This is a genomic window from Bradyrhizobium sp. USDA 4506 (assembly GCF_054058795.1).
The window spans coordinates 2,506,750-2,528,867 of sequence record NZ_JBSSBM010000002.1 but is presented as its reverse complement, the minus strand read 5'-3'; the positions used below and the strand labels follow the sequence as shown (position 1 = coordinate 2,528,867).

The 22,118-nt window shown below is 64.5% G+C and carries 18 protein-coding genes; 6 read left to right on the top strand and 12 right to left on the bottom strand.

Annotated elements, in window-relative coordinates; genetic code table 11:
* The first annotated feature begins 151 nt into the window (after positions 1–151).
* Entirely contained in the window at positions 152–1,219 is a 1,068-nt protein-coding gene (locus ACVIHF_RS13985) for a GGDEF domain-containing protein (RefSeq protein WP_253608768.1), read from the top strand.
* Between the two features lie 115 nt (positions 1,220–1,334).
* Here ACVIHF_RS13985 and ACVIHF_RS13980 read toward each other — a convergent pair whose 3' ends face one another.
* From ACVIHF_RS13980 to ACVIHF_RS13945, 8 genes are all read right to left on the bottom strand, one after another.
* Positions 1,335–1,802: a TfoX/Sxy family protein gene (locus ACVIHF_RS13980; RefSeq protein ID WP_253608769.1), complete on the bottom strand. Its 468-nt coding sequence runs from the start codon at positions 1,800–1,802 to the stop codon at positions 1,335–1,337.
* A gap of 176 nt (positions 1,803–1,978) precedes the next feature.
* Positions 1,979–2,368: a HesB/IscA family protein gene (locus tag ACVIHF_RS13975; protein ID WP_146984699.1), complete on the bottom strand. Its 390-nt coding sequence runs from the start codon at positions 2,366–2,368 to the stop codon at positions 1,979–1,981.
* 158 nt (positions 2,369–2,526) lie between these two features.
* Positions 2,527–2,898 carry an SUF system Fe-S cluster assembly protein gene (locus ACVIHF_RS13970; RefSeq protein ID WP_016845787.1) on the bottom strand — a complete coding sequence of 124 codons (372 nt, stop codon included), beginning with the start codon at positions 2,896–2,898 and terminating at the stop codon, positions 2,527–2,529.
* A complete protein-coding gene (locus ACVIHF_RS13965) occupies positions 2,895–4,142 on the bottom strand; it encodes a cysteine desulfurase (protein WP_253608770.1) in 1,248 nt (415 codons plus the stop codon). The genes ACVIHF_RS13970 and ACVIHF_RS13965 overlap by 4 nt, the downstream gene beginning before the upstream one ends.
* Positions 4,139–5,461: a Fe-S cluster assembly protein SufD gene (sufD, locus tag ACVIHF_RS13960; protein WP_253608771.1), complete on the bottom strand. Its 1,323-nt coding sequence runs from the start codon at positions 5,459–5,461 to the stop codon at positions 4,139–4,141. The genes ACVIHF_RS13965 and sufD overlap by 4 nt, the downstream gene beginning before the upstream one ends.
* A 17-nt stretch (positions 5,462–5,478) precedes the next feature.
* The gene (sufC, locus tag ACVIHF_RS13955) at positions 5,479–6,231 is read right to left on the bottom strand and encodes a Fe-S cluster assembly ATPase SufC (RefSeq protein ID WP_028342146.1); all 753 of its coding nucleotides are present in this window, start codon (positions 6,229–6,231) and stop codon (positions 5,479–5,481) included.
* 57 nt (positions 6,232–6,288) lie between these two features.
* Entirely contained in the window at positions 6,289–7,785 is a 1,497-nt protein-coding gene (gene sufB, locus ACVIHF_RS13950) for a Fe-S cluster assembly protein SufB (RefSeq protein WP_038380064.1), read from the bottom strand.
* A 94-nt stretch (positions 7,786–7,879) separates the two neighbouring features.
* Entirely contained in the window at positions 7,880–9,037 is a 1,158-nt protein-coding gene (locus tag ACVIHF_RS13945; protein WP_253610020.1) for a cysteine desulfurase family protein, read from the bottom strand.
* 459 nt (positions 9,038–9,496) lie between these two features.
* Between ACVIHF_RS13945 and ACVIHF_RS13940 the strand changes: the two genes are divergently transcribed.
* A complete protein-coding gene (locus tag ACVIHF_RS13940) occupies positions 9,497–10,144 on the top strand; it encodes an alpha/beta hydrolase (RefSeq protein WP_016843213.1) in 648 nt (215 codons plus the stop codon).
* 193 nt (positions 10,145–10,337) lie between these two features.
* On the opposite strand, the gene ACVIHF_RS13935 is transcribed toward ACVIHF_RS13940, so the two are convergent.
* From ACVIHF_RS13935 to ACVIHF_RS13925, 3 genes are all read right to left on the bottom strand, one after another.
* Complete coding sequence (locus ACVIHF_RS13935) at positions 10,338–10,667, bottom strand: DMT family transporter (protein ID WP_028332217.1); 330 nt, start codon at positions 10,665–10,667, stop codon at positions 10,338–10,340.
* A 3-nt stretch (positions 10,668–10,670) separates the two neighbouring features.
* Positions 10,671–11,348, bottom strand: a complete 678-nt coding sequence (locus ACVIHF_RS13930) for a glutathione S-transferase family protein (protein ID WP_253608775.1) — start codon at positions 11,346–11,348, stop codon at positions 10,671–10,673.
* An 82-nt stretch (positions 11,349–11,430) separates the two neighbouring features.
* Entirely contained in the window at positions 11,431–12,534 is a 1,104-nt protein-coding gene (locus ACVIHF_RS13925) for an anhydro-N-acetylmuramic acid kinase (RefSeq protein WP_253608777.1), read from the bottom strand.
* A gap of 152 nt (positions 12,535–12,686) precedes the next feature.
* On the opposite strand from ACVIHF_RS13925, the gene tyrS reads away from it, so the two are divergent.
* Both tyrS and ACVIHF_RS13915 read left to right on the top strand, forming a co-directional pair.
* Positions 12,687–13,940 carry a tyrosine--tRNA ligase gene (gene tyrS, locus ACVIHF_RS13920; protein ID WP_253608780.1) on the top strand — a complete coding sequence of 418 codons (1,254 nt, stop codon included), beginning with the start codon at positions 12,687–12,689 and terminating at the stop codon, positions 13,938–13,940.
* Positions 13,941–13,996: 56 nt separating this feature from the next.
* A complete protein-coding gene (locus tag ACVIHF_RS13915) occupies positions 13,997–15,244 on the top strand; it encodes an MFS transporter (RefSeq protein WP_253608781.1) in 1,248 nt (415 codons plus the stop codon).
* A 677-nt stretch (positions 15,245–15,921) separates the two neighbouring features.
* Here ACVIHF_RS13915 and ACVIHF_RS13910 read toward each other — a convergent pair.
* Positions 15,922–19,623, bottom strand: coding sequence for a hypothetical protein (locus tag ACVIHF_RS13910; protein WP_456780622.1), 3,702 nt, complete (start codon positions 19,621–19,623; stop codon positions 15,922–15,924).
* A 250-nt stretch (positions 19,624–19,873) separates the two neighbouring features.
* On the opposite strand from ACVIHF_RS13910, the gene ACVIHF_RS13905 reads away from it, so the two are divergent.
* Entirely contained in the window at positions 19,874–20,599 is a 726-nt protein-coding gene (locus ACVIHF_RS13905) for a peroxiredoxin (protein WP_253608785.1), read from the top strand.
* 100 nt (positions 20,600–20,699) lie between these two features.
* On the top strand, positions 20,700–22,055 hold the full coding sequence (locus ACVIHF_RS13900) for a peptidoglycan DD-metalloendopeptidase family protein (protein WP_456780624.1): 1,356 nt from the start codon (positions 20,700–20,702) through the stop codon (positions 22,053–22,055).
* Positions 22,056–22,118: the final 63 nt, after the last annotated feature.

Below are 22,118 nucleotides of genomic sequence, written 5' to 3'. Positions count from 1 at the left end.
CAAACATCGGGCGCGCCGCATGGTCGCCGCAGCCGGCTTCCCCGTAGTTCCACTGTTTACCTTGCCTTCACTCTCGTCCCGTACCCTCGCCCCAATAGTTTAGTCATTGCTGCCGGGTTTAATCGGCATTGCGTGCATTGAGGACGTGACAGTGGTCAAGCTGCTGGACGAACACGAACGTACGTTGGCCTTTGCCGAAGTCGCGCTTGGCCAGATCCGCTCGCTTCGCCAGACCGCAGTCCCCCGCAACTATGAAATCTGGTACGTCTACGCGACCGGATACAACGCGCCGCTCAACAAGGTCATCAACGAGACGCTGGCGCGCAGTGGCAAGCTCTCTGAATCCGATCTCGAGCAGATCTACGAAACCTACCTTTCGCACATCAAGACCTCGGACCGCATCGACAAGGTCGGCGCGCGCGTCATCGGCGAGATCGACGCCGTCATGAAGCTGATCACCGATGCGCTCGACGTGTCCGCGACCTATGACGCCAGCCTCGTCGGCGCCAGCGATAAGCTTGCGAGCGCGACCACCCGCGATCACATCAAGGCAATCGTCGATAGCCTGGCGAAATCGACGCGCGAGATGCGCGAGACCAATCAGGCATTGGAGAACCGGCTCGCGCTGTCGAAGTCGGAGATCAGCGACCTGCAGCATAGCCTCGAGGCGATCCGTGCCGAGAGCCTGACCGATCCGCTCACCGGCCTCGGCAACCGGAAATATTTCGACCGCTCGATCGACATGGCGGTGCAAGCCGCGCTCGCCAGCGGCGAGCCGCTGTCGCTCCTGATGTTCGACATCGACCACTTCAAATCGTTCAACGACTCCTACGGCCATCTCACCGGCGACCAGGTGCTGCGGCTGGTGGCACAGTCGCTGAAGCAGAACATCAAGGGCCAGGACATCACCGCCCGCTATGGCGGCGAGGAATTCGCAGTGGTGCTTCCCAACACGGCGCTGCGGCAGGCGCTGACGGTCGCCGACCACATCCGCCGCGCCGTGATGGCCAAGGAGCTGAAGAAGAAGTCGACCGGCGAGATCCTCGGCCGCGTCACGATCTCGGTCGGCGTCTCCATGCTGAAGCCGACTGACGACACCGACTCGCTGATAGAGCGCGCCGACGCCTGCCTCTATGCCGCCAAGCGCGCCGGCCGCAACCGTGTGATCTGCGAGGCCGATCCGGAATACAGCACCGAGATCCAGACCCGCGTGGCGTGACTTCCCTCACGTCCTCCACAGTCATTGCGAGCGAAGCGAAGCAATCCACCTGCCGCATATGCGGATCCATGGATTGCTTCGCTTCGCTCGCAATGACGTGGATGGATTGGCTGCCTCAGGATGCGGATCGCTTCTTTGCCGATCGCTTCTTCTTGGCCGATGGCCTCTTCGCAACCGCCTTTTCTGCCGTAGCTTTCTTGCCTGCAGTCTTCTTCGCAGGCGCCTTCGACTTTCGCGCAACCGCTCGTTTCCTTGGCCGCTTGCGCAGCGCGGCGCGCTGGGCGGCGCCGAGTGCCGACCGTGCCCAGACCGCGAGTTCTTCCGAATCATCGAACAGCCGTGCCGGCAGCTGCCAGTAGGAGTTCACCGTGACGGTCTTCGACCGTGTCTGATATTGGAATGGCCCGCAGCCCTCCGCCTCAAATTGCGGGATGGTCTGCTCGTCGGCGCGGAAATAAAGCCCGGCCCGCAGGGCCAGCGCGAAATTGGTGCCGTCAGCCGAGATACCATAGCCGGAGAACATCCGGCGCAGCGTGACCGGGCCGAAATCGGCGAACAGGTCGGTGAGGAATTCGCGGTCCATGTGCCAATCGCCCCCGTTCTGTCGCCTCATGGTAAGGAGCACGTCTCCATCCATGTCATTGCGAGCGTAGCGAAGCAATCCATCGCGCAACAAGCGGAAACATGGATTGCTTCGCTACGCTCGCAATGACGGGCAACACAGGTGCCGATCACACAACAATCGATATGCGGACGTCTCTAGACCGTGGCCGGCTTGAGCTGCACCGATTCGCCGCAACCGCAAGCGGAGACCTGGTTCGGGTTATTGAACACGAACTGGGCCTGCATCTTGTCGGCCACATAGTCCATCTCGGTTCCAAGCAGGAACAGCACGGCCTTCGGATCGACCAGGATCTTCACGCCCTTGTCCTCGACCACTTCATCGGTCGGACGGATCTCGTGAGCGTATTCGACGGTATAGGACTGTCCGGCGCAGCCGCCGTTCTTGATGCCGACACGCAGCCCGACGATCTCCGAGTCGGCGCGTTTCGTCAGCTCAGTGATCCGTTCCGCGGCGGCATCGGTCAGTTTCATGACCTGCGGGCGCGGCCGCTTCGGTTTGGCTGGGGTCGGTGAAACTTGCGTCATGTCACTCATGTGGTCAGTCCCAGCGGCAAATCAATTGCCGATCTTCTTGAGCCTAAGTCCAATCCGTAAAGGTTCTTGATCAGAACCTTGACCTCTTGTTCTGACGCGTTTTCTTCACGCGAACCGGCATCCACTTCGCTCGAAAACGCTGCGACGCATCACCACATATTGAGGACGAGGCGCGCCTCGTCCGACATCCGGTCCGGCGTCCAGGCCGGATCCCACACCAGATTGACGTTGACGACGCCGACGCCGGGAACGCTGGCGACCGCGTTCTCCACCATCTGCGGCAGCTCGCCGGCGGCCGGGCAGTTCGGCGTGGTCAGCGTCATCATGATGTCGACCGAGCGATCATCCTTGAGATCGACCTTGTAGATCAGGCCGAGTTCGTAGATGTCGGCCGGGATTTCCGGGTCGAACACCGTCTTCAGCGCCGCGACGATCTCGCCGCTCATGCGCTCGGTCTCTTCCGCCGGCAGTGCCGAGGTGGTTTCCATGGTGGCCGTCTTGACTTCGGCTGTATCGGTCATGCGAACAATTCCCGCGTCTTGATCAGCGCCTGCGCCAGATGGTCGACTTCTTCCCTGGTATTATACATCCCGAAGGATGCACGGCAGGTGGCCGTGACGTTGAACCGCTCTAAAAGCGGCATCACGCAATGCGTGCCGGCGCGCACCGCAATGCCCTGACGATCGATCACGGTCGCGACATCGTGGGGATGCGCGCCCTTCATTTCGAACGAGATCACCGGTCCCTTGTTGCGGGCGGTTCCGATCACCCGCAGCGAGTTGATCTCGCGCAGGCGCTCCTGCGCATAGGTGAGCAGTTCATGCTCATGCGCGGCGATGCGCTCCTTGCCGATCGAATTGACGTAGTCGATCGCAGCCCCCAGCCCGATGGCCTCGACGATCGGCGGCGTCCCGGCCTCGAACTTGTGCGGCGGATCGCCATAGGTGACCCAGTCCTTGGCCACCTCACGGATCATCTCGCCGCCGCCGTTGAACGGCCGCATCGCCACCAGATGCTCGTGCTTCGCATAGAGCGCGCCGATGCCGGTCGGTCCGTACACCTTGTGGCCGGTGAAGGCGTAGAAATCGCAATCGAGGTCCTGGACGTCGATCGGCAGGTGCACCGCACCTTGTGCGCCGTCGACCAGCACCGGGATGCCGCGGTCGTGCGCCAGCCGGATCACGTCCTTGACCGGAACCAGCGTGCCGAGCGCGTTCGACATCTGGGTGATCGCGACGATCTTGGTGCGCGGGGTCAGGAGCTTCTCGAACTCCTCGATCAGGAAGTTGCCCTCGTCGTCGACCGGTGCCCACTTGATCACGGCACCATGGCGCTCCCGGAGGAAATGCCAGGGCACGATGTTGGAGTGGTGCTCCATGATCGAGAGGACGATCTCGTCGCCCTCCTTGATGTTCACCCCGCCCCAGGACGACGCCACCAGGTTGATCGCCTCGGTGACGTTGCGGGTGAAGACGATCTCTTCATTGCGGCGGGCGTTGATGAACTGCGCGACCTTGCCGCGGGCGCCCTCATAGGCCTCCGTCGCGGCATTGGCGAGGTAATGCAGGCCGCGATGCACGTTGGCGTATTCGCTCTTGTAGGCCTCGGTCATGCGGTCGAGCACCGCATTCGGCTTCTGCGCCGAGGCCGCGTTGTCGAGATAGACCAGCGGCTTGCCGTAGATCTGCATGGCGAGCGCCGGGAAATCCTGCCGCACCAGTGCGACGTCGTAACTGCCGTTGGCGACCGCCTTGTGCATGCTCACGCCCTCGCCTGAAGCCAGCGCTGCGCGGTGGCAATTGCGACCTCGCGCAATGCGTCGCTGGCGATGGTCTCGATCGCCTCGCCGACGAAGGCCTGGATCAGGAGCGCCTGCGCTTCCTTCTCGGGCAGTCCGCGGGCGCGCATGTAGAACAGCAGGCTCTCGTCGAGCGCGCCGGTGGTCGCACCGTGACCGCAGGTGACGTCGTCGGCGAAGATCTCGAGCTCGGGCTTGTTGTCAGCCTCCGCGTCGTCGGACAGCAGCAGCGCACGGGTCATCATCTTGGCGTCGGTCTTCTGCGCGTCGGGGCGGACGATGATGCGGCCCTGGAACACCGAATGGGCGCGGTCGTCGACAACGGCGCGGAAGATCTCGCGGCTCGCGCAGTGCGGCACCGCGTGATCCACGAACAGCGTGGTGTCGGCGTGCTGCTTGCCGTTGATCAGATTGACGCCGTTGGTCTCGACCGTCGAGCCCTCGCCGGCGCAGGTCACCGTCAGCTGATAGCGGCTGACATGACCGCCCGAGGTCAGGCCGAAGGTATTGAAATGGGCATGCGCGCCGAGCGACACCGTCGCCGAGGAAATATTGAAGGCATCGACGCTGTCTTCGACCAGGCGCACGTGATCGAGCCGTGAATTGTCACCGATCGCAACAACCAGTCCGTCATGGGTCTGGTAGGCCTTGGCGCCGTCGGCGGCGAGACAGCTCTCCACCAGCGTCACGCCGGCATCGCGGCCGAGCCGGAGCAGCGACCGCGTGAACGTCGAGGCCGGCACAGTGCCGGATGCGACATGCACGATGTGCAGCGGCTGGGTCAGCACCGTGCCGTTGGCGACGTCGATGACGACCCCGTCGGTCGCCATCGCGCCATTCAGCGCGATCATGGGGTTGGCGACATCGGACGCGAGAGCCTGTGTCGCGACGATCTCGTCGCCGGCTTCCAGCGCGAGGCGCAGCGGATTGATCGAGAGCCCTTTCTCCAGATCTCGCCAATCGGAGAGATCAGGCGCGAACGCGCCGTCGACCAGCACCAGACGCCGGACGCCTTCGATCGCGCGGGCCTGTACGACGGCCCTGGCGCGGCTCAGCGCGGCATCATCCGGGGCCGCCGCGAGCGGCAGCACCTCGCGCATCAGCGCGCGCAGGTCGGTGTATTTCCAGTCCTCGATCCGGCGATGCGGCAGGCCTGATCGTTCATAAGCCTCGAACGCCTGGCGCCGCTGATCGGCGATCTTGCCCTCGCCCGGCAGACGGTCGCGCACCACGGCGAATGCGTCGCCCAGCGCGCGCCCGGTCTCGGTCTTTGCAACAACGTTCATCACAAAACCCGCGTTTGTCAGGCAGCGTCTTCGAACTGCGTGTAACCGGACTCTTCCAGCTCCAGCGCCAGCTCCTTGCCGCCGCTCTTCACCACCCGGCCCTTCGACATCACGTGCACGAAGTCGGGCACGATGTAGTTGAGCAGCCGCTGATAGTGGGTGATCACGACCATCGCGCGCTCCGGCGAGCGCAGCGCGTTGACGCCGTCGGCCGCGATCCGCAGCGCGTCGATGTCGAGGCCGGAATCCATTTCGTCGAGGATGCAGACGGCCGGCTCGAACAGCGCCATCTGCAGGATCTCGTTGCGTTTCTTTTCGCCGCCGGAGAAGCCGACATTGACGCCGCGCTTCAGCATGTCCTGCGGAATGTTCAGCGACTTGGCGACCTCGCGGACCTTCTTGAGGAAGGCCGGCGACGAGATCTCGTCCTCGCCGCGCGCCTTGCGCTGGGCGTTGAGCGCCGCGTGCAGGAAATTCCAGGTGGTGACGCCGGGAATCTCGACCGGATACTGGAACGCCAGGAACACACCCTTGGCGGCGCGCTCGTTCGGCTCCATCTCCAGGAGGTCCTCGCCCCTGAACAGGATCTGCCCGCCGGTGACTTCATAGCCCGGCTTGCCGGCGATGACGTGGGAGAGCGTCGACTTGCCGGAGCCGTTCGGCCCCATGATCGCGTGCACCTCGCCCGGGTTCACCGTGAGCGATAGCCCGTGGAGGATTTCACGCTCCTCGACACGAACCTGCAGATCTTTCACTTCAAGCAGAGACATATGATTTTTCCTGAGCGTCACCCCGAGGCGCGTCGGCCGCGCCGTTGGCGGGATGGATTAGCCAACCGAACCTTCAAGGCTGATCGAGATCAGCTTCTGCGCTTCCACCGCGAACTCCATCGGCAGTTGCTGCAGCACGTCCTTCACGAAGCCGTTGACGACGAGGCCGACGGCTTCTTCCTGCGAGAGCCCGCGCTGGATGCAGTAGAACAGCACGTCCTCGGAAATCTTCGACGTCGTCGCTTCATGCTCGAACGTCGCCGAGGAATTCTTGGCCTCGACATAGGGCACGGTGTGCGCGCCGCATTTGTCGCCGATCAGAAGCGAGTCGCAGGCGGTGTAGTTGCGCGCGCCGGTGGCCTTGCGGTGCGCGCTGACCAGGCCGCGATAGGTGTTCTGCGACTTGCCGGCGGCGATGCCCTTGGAGATGATCCGGCTCGACGTGTTCTTGCCGAGATGGATCATCTTGGTGCCGCTGTCGACCTGCTGGAAGCCGTTCGAGATCGCGATCGAGTAGAACTCGCCGCTCGAATTGTCGCCGCGCAGGATGCAGCTCGGATATTTCCAGGTGATCGCCGAACCGGTCTCGACCTGGGTCCAGGAGATCTTCGAATTGCGACCACGGCAGTCGCCACGCTTGGTGACGAAATTGTAGATGCCGCCCTTGCCTTCCGAATTGCCCGGATACCAGTTCTGCACCGTCGAATACTTGATCTCGGCATCGTCGAGCGTGACGAGCTCGACCACGGCGGCGTGCAGCTGGTTCTCGTCGCGCTGCGGCGCGGTGCAGCCCTCGAGATAGGAGACGTAGGAGCCCTTGTCGGCGATGATCAGCGTGCGCTCGAACTGGCCGGTGTTGCGCTCGTTGATGCGGAAATAGGTCGACAGCTCCATCGGGCAGCGCACGCCCGGCGGCACGTAGACGAACGAGCCGTCGGAGAACACAGCCGAATTCAATGTCGCGAAGTAGTTGTCCGAGGTCGGCACCACGGTGCCGAGATATTTCTGCACCAGCTCGGGATGCTCGCGGATCGCCTCCGAGATCGGCATGAAGATCACGCCGGCCGCCTTCAGCTCCTTCTGGAAGGTGGTCGCAACAGAAACCGAATCGAACACGGCGTCGACCGCGATCTTGCGGTTCGGCGTCTGCTCGCCACCGGGCGGCGGCTCGACGCCCTCGAGGATCGCGACCTCGCGCAAGGGGATACCGAGCTTCTCGTAGGTCTTGAGGATTTCCGGATCGATCTCGTCGATCGAGGACAGCGTTTTCTTCGGCTTCGGCGCCGCGTAGTAGTAGATGTCCTGGTAGTCGATCTTCGGATAGTCGACGCGCGCCCAGGTCGGCTCGGTCATGGTCAGCCAGCGGCGATACGCCTCCAGGCGCCATTCCAGCATCCAGGCCGGTTCGTTCTTCTTTGCGGAGATGAAGCGGACGGTGTCTTCCGACAGCCCCTTCGGGGCCTTGTCGGACTCGATCAGCGTCTCAAACCCATATCGATACTGGTCGACGTCGATGCGCCGGACGCGCTCGACCGTCTCTTGTACAGCAGGCATTCAATCCTCCGCTCGCGGTTTCAAGGACCGCGGTGGATCTCAAGTTCCGAAAATCTCTTACGATGCTTTGATGACGAAATCCGCTTAGAACAGTTCAAGCTGTGTTTCGTCGTCCCCCCTTAACTAAGGTATCGGCGAGCTTTCGCCAAGCCTTGAGGGTCAAATCCACGTCTGTCTCCGTGGTAGACCAGCCAAGACTAAGTCGCACCGCTCCTTGGGACACCTCCGAACGGTACCCCATTGCCTCCAGCACGTGGGACGGCTGGACCTTGCCCGAGGAGCAGGCGGAACCGGACGAGACCGCGATTTCCCCAAGGTCGAACCCGATGACCGCCGTCTCGGCCTTCATTCCGGGTGCCGTGAACAAGACGGTATTCGGCAACCGCTTGACGTCATCGGAGAACACCAGCACGTCCGGCGTCTGCCGCAGCCCGTGCTCGAGCCGGTCGCGCAGTCCCCTGACGCGGGCTGCATCGGCCTTCAGCGCCGCCATCGCGGCCTTGGCGGCCGCACCGAACCCGGCGATGCCGGCGATATTCTCGGTCCCTGCCCGCCGCCCGAGCTCCTGCCCGCCGCCGCGCAGAAACGCCTCAAGGCCCTCGACGCCCTCGGCGAGCACCAGCGCGCCTGCGCCCTTCGGTCCGCCGATCTTGTGCGCCGACAGCGTCACCAGGTCGGCCTGCGTCGAGGCCAGATCGAACGGGATCTTGCCGAACGCCTGGATCGCATCGACATGCAGCAGCCCGCCGGCCGCATGGACGATTTCGGCGACGTCAGCCACCGGCTGAATGGCACCGGTCTCGTTGTTCGCCAGCATCACCGAGACCAGAGCCGGCGGACCATCGGCCAGCAGTGCGCGCAGATGGTTGAGATCGATCACACCGGCCCGCGTGACATGGATTGCGGAGGTCGCCTCCGTCGCAAACCGACCGCCCGCGAGCACGGACGCGTGCTCGATCGCCGACACCAGGAGCCGCTGCACCGGCGCGCCCGCAGCGCGGCGCAATCCCGGCGTCAGTGCGAGCGCATTGGCTTCGGTCCCGCCGGAGAGAAACACCACGTCCTGCGGCCGGCCGCCGACCGCCTTCGCCACGGCATTGCGGGCATCCTCAAGCAGCCGTCGCGCCCGCCGTCCCTCGCTGTGCACCGAGGACGGGTTGCCGATCAATTCCCACGCCGCAGCCATCGCCGCCTTCGCCTCCTGGCGAAGCGGCGTGGTGGCATTCCAGTCGAGATAGACGCGATCGGCCATGGAGCTATCCGCGGCAACCACCGTGGTTGCGGCCTTCACTGCGAGATAACGACAGTTGACGACCGAGACCAGATCAGATGTCACCGGCACGGGAGATTTTTCACGCGCGGCGGGAGCCTTGCTGCCGCGAGACACGGCGTTCGCGATCCCCTGAGCGCGATAGCATTATGACAGACTGAAACTTCAGGTAGCCTTCGAGGCGATCCGGCGTGTCGATCCGGATCGCCGCCGACGCACTGGCTGCGCGCGCGTTCGCACGCGGATTCGCGACCGCCAAGCGGCACAATTTCCTTGATTTTTGCCCCTTGCGTCATGCTAGAAGGCCTCCAGCGTGCCGCGCGGCGGTGCCTGCGCCGATTTCATCACGAGCTGCTCTGTTCGCGAACCGTCGCTGAAGATGGCTCCAACCGGTTGATTGATCGACGTCAATCAAGGGAACGCGGCAATCAAGGGAACACAATGCCTGAAGTCATTTTCACCGGCCCTGCTGGCCGCCTCGAGGGCCGCTACCACCCGGCCAAGCAGAAGAACGCGCCGATTGCGATGATCCTGCATCCGCATCCGCAGTTCCACGGCACGATGAACCACCAGATCGTCTATCAGTGCTACTACGCGTTCGCGCATCGCGGCTTCTCGGTGCTGCGCTTCAACTTCCGTGGCGTCGGTCGCAGCCAGGGCTCGTTCGATCACGGCACCGGCGAATTGTCCGATGCCGCCAGTGCGCTGGACTGGGCGCAGGCGATCAATCCGGAGGCGCGCGCCTGCTGGGTTGCGGGCTTCTCGTTCGGCGCTTGGATCGGCATGCAGCTTCTGATGCGCCGGCCGGAGGTCGAGGGATTCATCTCGATCGCGCCGCCCGCCAATCTCTACGACTTCTCGTTCCTCGCGCCCTGCCCGTCGTCGGGCCTGATCGTGCACGGCGACAAGGATGCCGTGGTGCCGCCCAAGGACGTCAACACGCTCGTCGAGAAGCTGAAGACGCAAAAGGGCATCGTGATCGACCAGCAGGTCATCCCCGGCGCCAACCACTTCTTCGACGGCAAGCTCGAGCCGCTGATGGAGACGGTGACCGGCTATCTCGACATGCGTCTCGCCAACGTGCGCTGACGCGATCTTGTAGCCCGGATGGAGCGAAGCGAAATCCGGGATCACGGACTCCGTGGTTGGACCTGCCCCGGATTGCGCTTCGCTCCATCCGGGCTACGGATTCCACGTAGCCCGCATGAGCGAAGCGACATGCGGGGCGCGGCCGACAAGAACCCGGATATCGCTGCGCTCATCCGGGCTACGGTCCCTACTTTCATTCCGGCGCCAGCTTCAGCGCCGCAATCCCGACCAGCACCAGCGCAATCCCCGCGACCTTCATCGGGTTCAAGGCCTCGTTGAACAGCAGCACGCCCATGGCCAGCGTGCCGGCCGCGCCGATGCCGGTCCACACCGTGTAGGCGACGCCGACGCCGAGCACCTGTAGCGCGCGTCCGAGCAGGAACACGAACGCGGCGAGCAGCAGCAGCGAGACCAGCGTCCAGCCGAGCCGCGTATAGCCTTCGGCATATTTCATCGAAATCGCCCAGCCGACGTCCAGCAGGCCGGCGACGACGAGCGCGATCCAGGCAACCGAATGAGACATGGCTTACGCGGCAAGCTTCAGCATATGCGCGCGGTGGCCGACCAGGAACGCATGCAGCAGCGCCGGATAGTCAGGCGACACCGCACTGCGTACGCTCGGCCGCTGTGCCAGCGCGCTGCGCCAGGCGCGAAGTTTTGGCGTGTGCGTGAACACAGCGAGATCGGTCAGCTGGTCGAACAGATCGAAATAGCGGAAGATCGGCGCGAACACCGCATCCACCAGACTGAAATTCTGGTCGGCGAAGAACGGACCGGCGCCGAGCGCAGCCTCGACGCGCGCGAATTTCGCCGCGACCGCCTGCCGCTTGCTCTCGAATGCAGCGGCATCGGTTGCGGTCTCGAGCCCCCAGAGATCGCCGAGAATGGCCGAGCCGAACTCCATCCAGGCGCGATGCTCGGCACGCGCGAGCGGATCTTGCGGATGCAGCTTCGCGCCGCCTTGCGTCTCCTCGATGTACTCGCAGATCACGTTGCTCTCGAACAGCGCGACCTCCTTGCCGTCGTCGCGCGTCACCACCAGCACCGGCACCTTGCCGAGCGGCGAGATCTTCAAAAACCAGTCCGGCTTGCTGGCGAGATCGATGTCGATCCGCTCGAACGGCACGCCCTTCTCACGCAGCGCGATCACCGCGCGTTGCACATAGGGACAGAGCTTGTGGCTGATCAGTTTCAGGGCGGCCATGACGAACCTCGGGTTCAATGCAACTGCATCGAATTAAATGCAACAGCATGGAACTGTCAAGGTAGATGCATTTGCATCTAAATCACGGTCGCGCGATAATGCCGCCGGTCATCGGGATCGGCACCCCCGTGGTGGCGGGGTAGCTCAGCGGCAGGCCCTTCATGCCGCGCGCGGCAAGGAAGCCGAACGCCTGCGCCTCGATCGCGTCCGCCGCCCAGCCGAGCGCCTCGGCCGGCTCGACGGTCGCCGGCGCCAGGCGCTCGCGCAGCATCCGCAGCATCGTGAGGTTGGAGGCGCCGCCGCCGCAGATGATCCAGCTTTTCGGCCGTTTCGGCAGCAGCGGCACGACGCGGGCGATGGCCGCGGCAGTGAAGGCGGTCAGCGTCGCGGCGCCATCGGCCGGCGCCACGGCGCCGAGCTTGAGGCTGGCGAAGTCGTTGCGGTCGAGCGATTTCGGCGGCAGCAGCGCAAAGAACGGCAGCTTCAGAGCCTGTGCGATCCAGGCCTCGTCGGGCCTGCCCAGCGCGGCGAACTTGCCGGCGGTGTCGAACGGCTGGTGCATCTGACGGAACATGAAGTCATCCAGCAGCGCATTGCCCGGCCCGGTGTCGCAGGCGATCAGCGTGTCCGTGCCGTCGATATAGGTGATGTTGGAGACGCCGCCGATATTGACCACGACGATCGGCCCCTCGCGGTTCAGCGATTGCACCAGCGCGCGGTGGTAGACCGGCACGAACGGCGCGCCCTGCCCGCCGGCCTCGACGTCGGCGGCGCGGAAATCGTGCATCACCGGAATGTGGATCACCTTGGCGAGCGCCAGGGCATCGCCGATCTGCACCGTCAGCCTGCGCTCAGGGCGATGCAGCACGGTCTGGCCATGGAACCCGACGATGTCGATGTCCTGGGCCGAGATCCGGTGCTGTGTCGTGAAGCTGGCGACCGCCTCGGCATGGGCCGTGGTGACGGCCTGCTCGGCCTGCCGCAAAATCCCCGGCCGGGCGTCGCGCCGCGACAGATGGACCGCCTCCGTCAGCGCCTGGCGCAGCAGGCTGCGCTCGCCTTCGGTATAAGGCCGATAGCCCGAGGGGCCGAAGGCCTTGATCTGGCGGCCGTCGGTCTCGATCAATGCCACGTCGACCCCGTCGAGCGAGGTACCGCTCATCAGACCGAGTGCCGTTAACATCATGCTGGAAGCGCCCCAGCCGGGAACCCCCGGCTTGTCTCAAACAAGTACATCCTATAATGCCACTGCGCGTCCGCCTGCGGCAGCCTCAAGCATCAAGGTTCCGCAAATAGATGCAAAAACCGTAAAACAAGAATGATCTGGCTCGCCGACAAATGACTGCATTTAAATCGGATTTCCTGAACACTTTACAGGAACGCGGCTTCGTCCACCAGTGCTCCGATTTCGAGGGCCTCGACGCGCTTGCCGCGAAGGGCCAGGCGACCGCCTATGTCGGCTATGACTGCACCGCGCCGTCGCTGCACATCGGCAACTTCCTCACCATGATGATGCTGTACTGGCTGCAGCAGAGCGGCAACAAGCCGATCACGCTGATGGGCGGCGGCACCACGATGGTCGGCGACCCCTCCGGCAAGGACGAGACGCGCGCAATGCGCACGGTTGCGGAGATCGAAGCCAACAAGGCCTCGATCCGCGGCGTGTTCGCCAAGGTGCTGCGCTATGGCAACGGGCCTTCCGACGCCATCATGCTCGACAATGCCGAGTGGCTGACCAAATTGAACTGGATCGAGATGCTGCGCGACATCGGCCGGCACTTCTCGGTCAACCGCATGCTGACCATGGACTCGGTGCGGCTCCGGCTCGAGCGCGAGCAGGAGATGAGCTTCATCGAGTTCAACTACATGGTCTGCCAGGCCTACGACTTCGTCGAGCTGTCGCGCCGCGCCGGCTGCCGGCTGCAGATGGGCGGCTCCGACCAGTGGGGCAATATCGTCAACGGCGTCGATCTCGGCCGCCGCATGGGCACGCCGCAACTGTTCGCGCTGACCACGCCGCTGCTCACCACCGCCTCCGGCGACAAGATGGGCAAGACCGCCAAGGGCGCGGTGTGGCTCAACGCCGACCAGTTCTCGCCCTACGATTTCTGGCAGTACTGGCGCAATGTCGAGGACGCCGACGTCGTCAAGTTCCTCAAGCTGTTCACCATCCTGCCGATGAGCGAGATCAGCAAGCTTGCGGCGCTGGCCGGCGGCGAGATCAACGAGGCCAAGAAGGTGCTGGCGACCGAGGCGACCGCCCTGCTCCATGGCCGCGATGCAGCGAACGAAGCCGCCGAGACCGCGCGCCGCACCTTCGAGGAAGGTGCGCTGGCCGAAACCTTGCCGACGGTGGAAATTCCGCGCGGCGAATTTGAAGCCGGCGTCGGCGTGCTGGTCGCCTTCGTCAAGGCCGAGCTCGTCGCTTCCAACGGCGAAGCGCGCCGGCAGATCAAGGGCGGCGGCCTGCGCGTCAACGATGCAGCCGTGACCGATGAGAAGATGCTGCTGACTTCGGCCAATCTCACGCCGGAAGGCGTGGTGAAACTGTCGCTCGGCAAGAAGCGCCACGTCCTGCTGAAGCCTGCATAGGCGCATTCGCATTTGTCGGTTGTCGGGAGCGCGGAAAGCGCGCTCCCATCTTTCCGATGGACCAGACCACGCCTCCGAACGACACGCTTGCAACGCCGGCGAAGCAGTCCCGCGTCGCGCTGAACGTGCTCGCGCTCTGCTTCGTGCTGTCGGTGCTTGGGCGCGGCCTTAGCGACAGCTTCACCGTTTTCCTGAAACCGATCTCGGAAAATTTCGGCTGGGACCGCGCCTCTGTGGTGTCGGTCTACTCGCTGACCTGGCTCGCCAGCGGCCTGACCGCGCCACTGGTCGGACGCCTGTTCGACCGCTCGGGTCCGCGCGTGGTCTATGCGCTCGGCCTGTCGCTGCTCGGTTGCGCCTTCCTCGTCGCCTCGCGCGCGCAAGCGCTCTGGCAATTCCAGCTCAGCGTCGGCCTCTGCGTCGGTTTCGGCACCGCGCTGATCGGCAACGTGTCGAATTCGATCCTGCTCGGCCGCTGGTTCGGACCACGCCTGCCGACCGCGATGGCCGTGATGTATTCGGCGACCGGCGCCGGCCTGTTGCTGCTGTTGCCGCTGTCGCAGGTTCTGATCGACCGGATCGGCTGGCGCGAGGCCTATCAGGTGTTCGGCATCGGCGCGCTTTGCCTGCTTGTTCCGCTGGTCTTTCTGCCGTGGCAGCTGCTCGCCGGCGGATCGCCGCATATCGTCCGGAAGGCGGAAAGCAGCTTGGCCGACGACGGCTGGACACTGCTCAGCGCGATGCGCCACCACGCCTTCTGGGCGCTGTTCTCCACCTTCTTCTTCACCGCGATCGCGATGTATGCGCTGACCGCGCAGATCGTCGCCTATCTGATCGATGTCGGCTTCCCGCCGCTGCAGGCGGCAACCGCCTGGGGCTTCTCCGGCGTCGCGCTGTTCGTCGGCATGCTGGGCGTGTCCACCCTCGACGGCATCATCGGCCGCCGGCCCTCGGTCTTGTTCAGCTACGGCGTCTCGATCCTCGGCATCATTCTGCTCTGGCTGTTGCAGTGGTATCCGAACTACTGGCTGCTGACCGGCTTCATCATCTGCTTCGGAAGCATGATCGGCTCGCGCGGCCCGCTGATCACCGCGACCGCGCTGAAGATCTTCCGCGGCGAGCGGGTCGGCACGATCTACGGGACGATCATGATCGGCAGCGGCCTCGGCTCCGGCCTTGGCTCATGGGGCGGCGGCCTGATCCACGACTGGACCCACAGCTACAATCCGTTGATCGCCTTCGCGCTGGTCAATGTGGTGCTCGGCCTGATCCCGTTCCTGGTGGTGCCGGCGCTGCGACGGTGAGTTCGGACGCGTCCGCTTGCCCCTGCGGAGGCGATGTGGAATCCGACATGAACGCATGCCGGCCTTGGACCCAACACCTTGGGCCGATAGGCGGCATTCGCGAAATGAAACAGGCCGCCAACAGCAGCGGCCCTAGTCGATGGCTCCAATTCCTTGATTGCGAGAACCGGCTCGAACGGTCTTTTAAGACCCGGAAGTCGATCCTCTGGTCCGGTACTGCTAGCCGCAGCGACGAACTCTCCGGACCGATCCGTCGTCACGCTCGATCGTGACGGTGCGGCATCCGCGATATCCGCGATCATACCCGTAGGCGCGATAAGCGGGTCGATCGTAGTCTCGGTAGTAACGGGGCTCCGGGCCCACTCTCACGCCGCCGAGCGGAGTATCAACGGCAACCTGAGCTGACGCGGGTGCAATGGAGATCGGCGTGGCCATAGCGAAACCGGCGACCGCCAGTACACCAGCCAATAACAGGGCTCTCATGAGAGTTCCTCCTGAGTTTGTTGAATTGCTCTCCAACATCCCAGACAGGGCAAGGTTCCTGCGCGAACGTCATCCGGACGGCGGGCCGCTCGGACTTGGTCGCAGCCTCGGATGAATGCGGACAGGAACCCGCCGCCGCGCGTCAGCGCGCGATCTCAACCGACCTTGAAAGCAGGCGTCGACGAGCGAGCGTTCTAGTTGTTCGTCGTCGGCAGATCGTTCGGGCCGTACTGCTTGAACTCGAAGATCTTGCGCGTCAGGCCGGGCGCCAGCGCGGAGATCGGATTGACGCGCAGCACCGGCGCGCTCGGCGTGCCCACCACTTCGTAGGTCACGCCGATCAGGCCTTCATTGCTGCCGGCGCCGAGGAAAATCCCGAAGAACGGGATCTGGCCGAACATGTTGTTCAACCCGTACATCGGAATGAAGGTGCCGTTCATCCGCACCTGGTTTCCGATATAGTCGATGCTGCCTTCGATGGTCGCGCCGATGGTCGGTCCTTTGACCACACCATTGCGGATCGAAAGCTGGCCGCTCTGGCGCGTGAATTCGGCGCGCAGCGCGTCGAACCCGATGCCGTTCTGGGTGCTGACCGGCCCGCCGGCAACGGCGCGATCGAGTTGGGTTTCGCCCTTCACCGAGAATCCGGTGATATTGATGAGCCCCTCCCTGGGGCTCGGCTCGGGGATCGGCGGCTCCATCGCGAGCGTAAGCTGGCCGCCGACCACCTTCGAATAAGTGTCGATGAAGCGCAGGAACGCACCGGCGTCGCTGGTCTGCAGATAGATCACCTCGCGGCCCTGCTGGCGTCCGCGCATATCGACCGTGACGGGGGTGTCGCGGCCGACCTTGCCGCTCAGCGTGAACGCCTTGAAGAACCCGTTGCGGCGCGAGACCTTGGCGTCGACGCTGCGCAGCGCTTCGCCGTTGAATCCTGCGACCGCGCCGAGTTTCAGATCAACATCGAAATCGGTGGTCCTGGTCTTGCTCTTGGGATCGTTATCGCGGCCGGAGATCGCCGACTTCAGGAAGCCGCGACCGTCGAACACGTCGCCGCGCATCGTCACCTTGATCACGCCGTCGGGACCGCGATCGGCCCGCAGCGAGGTCTTGTCGCCTTCCGACGGCGCGTAGGTCGGGAAGTACGCATTCATGAGATCGCCGTTCTGGTCGACCTCGAGCGCCCCCTTGATCGACACGCCGGCGCCGTCGATCGAGATATCCTCGAACCTGGTCGATTGCCCCTTCGGCACCACGTTGAAGGTCGCCTTGCCGGCCCGGCCCTGCGCCTTGACCCAACCCGGCAGGATGTTGTCGAGCTTGAGCTGGGTCAGGTCGGCCTCGACGCCCATCTTGGTGGTGGGATTGTCGCCGCTGCCGATCTTGCCGCTCAGCTTGATCGGGATCGCGCCCGAGACCGCGGGACCGAGATCAAGCCCGAGGCGCGCGCGGCTCGCATCGTCCAGAGTCGCCTGCAACTTGACGTCGGCATCGCCCTCGGCTGGCTTGCGGTAGTCGAGCGAGGCCGCCTGCCCGTTGATCTTGACATCGCCCTTGACCTGGAAGCCGGTATTGCTGGCGATCACCTTCAGCGCGTTGGCTTCGAGCTTCTGGTTCATCACCAGCTTGTCGACGGCAACGCCGGAGATGTCGGCGGTGACCGAGTAGAGCGTATCGGCCTTGGTCAGCTCGCCCTTCACGGGCATGCCGAGATTGATCGTCGCGGTGACGTTGCCCTTGCTGGCGTTGGGATCGATCGGCGGACCGGAGAGATCGCTGAGCCGGTCGGAGGCGAGGATTTCGGCGGCGGCCGGCACCGGACAGTCGACCCGGAACTTGACCTTCGACGGTGACGGCTTCGGCGCCATGTCCGGCACCTCGAAGGTGAAGTCCGACAGCGTGATCTTGCGGCCCGCCGGCGTGTCGGCAATGCCCTGGTTGATGGTCACGGTCGCGGTGCGGCCGGTCACCCTGGCCTTCAGATCCGCGTCATGCACCGCGGGCATCTGGTCCACCGGACGCACCGTGACACCCGAGGCGACAATGTTGACCGAGAGGCCGTCATCCGGGATCGGCGGTCCCTTGCGCGACAGGTTGTGTACCGGCGAATTGACGCCGACATCGATACGCTGGAGCGTGCCGCGGTCGATCCGCTCGAGCACCCATTCGCGCACCTCGGGCACGATGATGACCGGCCACATCCGTTTCAGGGCCGAGGCCGACATCGGCGTGCCGGCGAATCCGAGCTGCAGCCGCGGCTCGCCGGAATAGTCGATGCTGCCGGTTCCGGCGACGCCGATCTCGCCATTGGAGATGTCGGCCTGGGTCAGCAGCACGCGCTTCTTGTCGGTGTCGAACCGGAAGCCGATGTTGATGCGATTGAAGATCAACGGCGGTTCGTTCTTGTCGGCGCCGGCCAGCACGATGGTGCCGCCCGACAGGCCGGCCTGCCAGTCGGTGACGTTGTCGTTCGGCGGCTCGAGATGGCCGAGCAGCGTGATGCGGTTGGCGCCCGAGATGATCTTGATCGGCGCCAGCAGCACGCGCCGCCCCGAATCCCATTCCACGCTCATCTCGGCGGAATCGATCGGCATCGGGTAGTCGGGCGTGTCGGTGTCGATGATGTTGCCGGCGCCGACATTGATCTTGCCGCGGAAGTAGGTCGGCAGGCCGTCGCGGCCGAGTTCGCCCTTCATCTCGCCCGACAGCGGCAGGTCGGCGGTGTAGGTCAGATCCTTGGTCCGGAGCGCGAGCAGGATGTTCCGGGTGGAAACCTTGTCGGCCTTGATGTCGACCGAGCGCACGCCATTCTGCTGCGGTCCGACCAGCACGCGCACCGACCAGGGTTTTGCGCCTTCCTCGCCGAAGCTGAGCGCAACGCCGCCGCCGCTCGGGCGCCGCAGGCTGAGGCTGATGTTCTCAAAGCTCCATTTGTTGCCGCGCTGCTGATCGTCGACGACGAGATTGCCGTTCTTCAGGCCGATCTCGTTGAGGTTCTGCCCGTCGAGGCCGGTCATGCTGAGGCTGTCGAGCCAGTCGAGACCGGCGAGCAGCCCGCTCTGGGCCGAATCGGGCGACGCCGAGGGCTCGGCGGCAGCTGGCGGCGAAGCAACCGGCGGCGGCGGGGCTGCGGGTGTCGGACGCGGGAATGTCGGCGGCATCCCCGCCTCCCGCTTGGAGGCAACGCCGGTGGCCAGCGGTTTTGCGGTGTCGCCGGCGGACACGGTAACATTGCCGTCCGGCGTGATGCGCACCGACAGTTCAGCATCGACCAGATTGAGGCTCTCCGCCCGCAACTGGCCCATCAAGAGCGCGGTTCCCGACAGGCGCACTTCGGCCTTGGGCGCGCTCGCAACCACCGCATGGTCGCGGTCGCGGACGATGATGTCGCGGATGCGCACCGCGATCCTGACGCGGCCGGCGCGCTCGATCTGCGTTCCGCCGACCTCGACCGTGTTGCCGTGGCCGATGTTCTCCTCGATCGCCGCGGCGAGCCACGGCGTCGCCATGTCGAGATTGATCGGGCCGGCGCCGAGCCGCCACCACAGCCCGCCGAAGCAGGTCGCGAACATCGCGACCAGCACCACGAGGACCAGTCCGATGCGACGGATCCAGCGCTCGCCGTTCAGCCAGCGCTGCATGCCGGAGCAGAAATCGGTGAAGCGATGCAGGTTGGTGTGGGAACGCGCCAGCAACTGCCGCGCACGGTTGCCCGCCGCCTCATCCTGCTCGTCCCACGCAGCGTCGTCCTCCCATTGCGAGAGGTCAGCCCCGGCGCGCGGATTTGGACCCTGCGGCGACGTGTTCCTTGCCATTGCCTCTCGGTGCTGACGGCGAAGCTGATCGCCGCCATCGGGGCGCCCGTCGATTCGTATCGAGCGCTCCTGTGCCGGCATCGCCGCCTATCCTCGCCTAATCATGTTACTCGCCGATGGCCCCCAGAGCGGACCAAACCAACCAATCAAAAGCCAATTCAGCAAGCGGACGGGTCACGCGTCGAATTCCTTGTCACCTTACTCCGTGGCCATCAAACTTGTTACTCCGTGGCCATCAAACTTGCCCAGCGGCCGGTGCGAATCCGGCCGCCGCCAATAAGACCGCAATACCCCAATGGTTGAGCTTCGGAAAGCGACGAAAGGAAGGCGTATGTCCAAGAAAACGCGCAAGAAATCCTCCAACACAACCGGGAAGCGGGTCGCAACAAAGGTTGCGCGCGCCGCAAGCGCAAGCACTGGGAAGTCCGCGACGAAAACCCGCACAGCGGTTGCGAAGAAGGCAGCGGCCAAGAAAACAACTAAGAAAACGACCAAGGCGACCGCAGCGGGTGTTCAAAGCAAAGCCTCGCACAAGGCGGCATCGAAACCGTTAAAGCGAGAGCCGGCCGCTACCGTGACCAGTTCGTCCGCCGTCACACTTGTCGAGGGCGCCACTGCACCGGCCTTCAACCTGCCGCGCGACGGCGGGGACAGCGTTTCGCTGAAGGATTTTGCCGGCAAGAAGCTGGTGCTGTTCTTCTACCCCCGCGCCGACACCCCCGGCTGCACCAGGGAGGCGATCGATTTCACCCGGCTCAAAAGCGAGTTCGTAGCGGCAGGGACCGAAGTGGTCGGCATTTCCGCCGACACGGTTAAGGCGCAGGAGTCATTTCGAAACAAACACCAGCTGTCGGTGCCGCTGGTCTCCGATCCGGCCCACCAGATGCTGGAGGCCTATGGCGCCTGGGGCGAAAAATCCATGTATGGCAGGACCTTCATGGGAATTATTCGCACGACGGTTCTGGTCGATTCCGGTGGAAAAATTGCCCGGATCTGGCGTCATGTGAAGGTCGACGGCCACGCCGAAGCGGTATTGGAGGCTGCCCAGGCGCTCTGATCGGGCGGGTTCCGTTTCCTGAAAATTAACCATGACGGGCTCAAATCGGCCCCGCAAATTAGCCGTACGGAGCTTGGTCCGACCGGCCGCGGGAGTACCGATGTCGAGCCGGTCCGGTCACCACAAACACCATCATCCGCAGGACCATGGCCGGACGCCGATACGCCGTCCGGCAGCCCATCACCCCGCACCTGCCGCCGCGGTGGTGGCGGCCTCCGGCGAGGGCTATACCCTGGTCCATGCCGGCAAGCAGGTCCGGTTCGGGCCGGTGGTGTTCTGGATCATCGTCGGCACCGTGGTGCTGCTCGGCATGTGGTCGGCGGCGACCGCGACCTATTTCGCGTTCCGCGACGACGTGCTGACCCGGCTGATCGCGCGCCAGGCCGAGATGCAATACGCCTATGAGGACCGCATCTCGGAGCTGCGCGCCAAGGTCGACCGCACCACCAGCCGCCAGCTGCTCGACCAGGAGCAGTTCGACCAGAAGCTCGACCAGATCATGAAGCGGCAGTCGACGCTGGAATCGCGCGCCACCGCGCTCGGCGCGATGCCTGATGTCACGAGCACCGGATCGATCAAGCCGCAGGGCCGCGCCGAGGCGGCGCCGTCCTCAGGCACGCCGAAACCCTCCCCGATCAGCGACACCGTGATCTTCGTGGCGCCGCCGGATCGCGAGGCGCGGCTGGAATCGCGCGCGCCGCTGATCGCCAAGACGCAGCCGAACCAGTTCGCCAAGGCCCAGGGCGTCGACAACGTGCTGGTCCGCCTGCAAACCTCGCTTGACCAGGTCGAGCGGCGCCAGGTTGCCGCGCTCGCCTCGGTCGAGGACAGCATCGATTCCAAGGTGCGCCGGATGCGCGGCGTCATCTCCGATCTCGGCCTCAACATGGCGCAGCTCGAGGCGGCGACGCCGCGCTCCGGCATGGGCGGGCCCTTTGTCCCTGTGAAACTCTCTGCCGACGCCGGCGCGTTCGAACGCCAGCTCTATCGCATCAACATCAACCGGGCACAGATGCAGCGACTGAACCAGACGCTGGCGCTGGTGCCTTACCGCAAGCCCGTGGTCGGTGAAGTCGAATTCACCAGCGGCTTCGGCGTGCGCTCCGATCCCTTCCTCGGCCGGCCGGCAATGCACACCGGCCTCGACTTTCGCGCCGCGCAAGGCGATCCGGTGCGTGTCACCGCTAACGGCAAGGTGGTGTCGGCGGGCTGGGCCGGCGGCTATGGCCGCATGGTCGAGGTCGATCACGGCAACGGGCTCTCCACCCGCTACGGCCATCTCTCCGAGATCGGCGTCAAGGTCGGTGAATACGTCAAGATCGGCCAGGTGATCGGCGCCGTTGGCTCGACCGGCCGCTCCACCGGTCCGCATCTGCACTATGAAACCCGCATCGACGGCGAAGCGGTCGATCCGCAGAAATTCCTCCGCGCCGGCGTTCGGCTCAGCGCCGGCTAGCTCAATCTCACGACGATCGATCTGAACATCGGCGCAAGCGGTCTCGCTTGCGCCGATCTTGTT

Coding starts and splice junctions, on each gene's coding strand:
- ACVIHF_RS13980 (WP_253608769.1), bottom strand. CDS start 1,802: ATGGACCGCGAATTCCTCACCGACCTGTTCGCCGATTTCGGCCCGGTC.
- ACVIHF_RS13975 (WP_146984699.1), bottom strand. CDS start 2,368: ATGACGCAAGTTTCACCGACCCCAGCCAAACCGAAGCGGCCGCGCCCG.
- ACVIHF_RS13970 (WP_016845787.1), bottom strand. CDS start 2,898: ATGACCGATACAGCCGAAGTCAAGACGGCCACCATGGAAACCACCTCG.
- sufD (WP_253608771.1), bottom strand. CDS start 5,461: ATGAACGTTGTTGCAAAGACCGAGACCGGGCGCGCGCTGGGCGACGCA.
- sufC (WP_028342146.1), bottom strand. CDS start 6,231: ATGTCTCTGCTTGAAGTGAAAGATCTGCAGGTTCGTGTCGAGGAGCGT.
- sufB (WP_038380064.1), bottom strand. CDS start 7,785: ATGCCTGCTGTACAAGAGACGGTCGAGCGCGTCCGGCGCATCGACGTC.
- ACVIHF_RS13945 (WP_253610020.1), bottom strand. CDS start 9,037: ATGGCCGATCGCGTCTATCTCGACTGGAATGCCACCACGCCGCTTCGC.
- ACVIHF_RS13940 (WP_016843213.1), top strand. CDS start 9,497: ATGCCTGAAGTCATTTTCACCGGCCCTGCTGGCCGCCTCGAGGGCCGC.
- ACVIHF_RS13935 (WP_028332217.1), bottom strand. CDS start 10,667: ATGTCTCATTCGGTTGCCTGGATCGCGCTCGTCGTCGCCGGCCTGCTG.
- ACVIHF_RS13930 (WP_253608775.1), bottom strand. CDS start 11,348: ATGGCCGCCCTGAAACTGATCAGCCACAAGCTCTGTCCCTATGTGCAA.
- ACVIHF_RS13925 (WP_253608777.1), bottom strand. CDS start 12,534: ATGATGTTAACGGCACTCGGTCTGATGAGCGGTACCTCGCTCGACGGG.
- tyrS (WP_253608780.1), top strand. CDS start 12,687: ATGACTGCATTTAAATCGGATTTCCTGAACACTTTACAGGAACGCGGC.
- ACVIHF_RS13915 (WP_253608781.1), top strand. CDS start 13,997: ATGGACCAGACCACGCCTCCGAACGACACGCTTGCAACGCCGGCGAAG.
- ACVIHF_RS13910 (WP_456780622.1), bottom strand. CDS start 19,623: ATGCCGGCACAGGAGCGCTCGATACGAATCGACGGGCGCCCCGATGGC.
- ACVIHF_RS13905 (WP_253608785.1), top strand. CDS start 19,874: ATGTCCAAGAAAACGCGCAAGAAATCCTCCAACACAACCGGGAAGCGG.
- ACVIHF_RS13900 (WP_456780624.1), top strand. CDS start 20,700: ATGTCGAGCCGGTCCGGTCACCACAAACACCATCATCCGCAGGACCAT.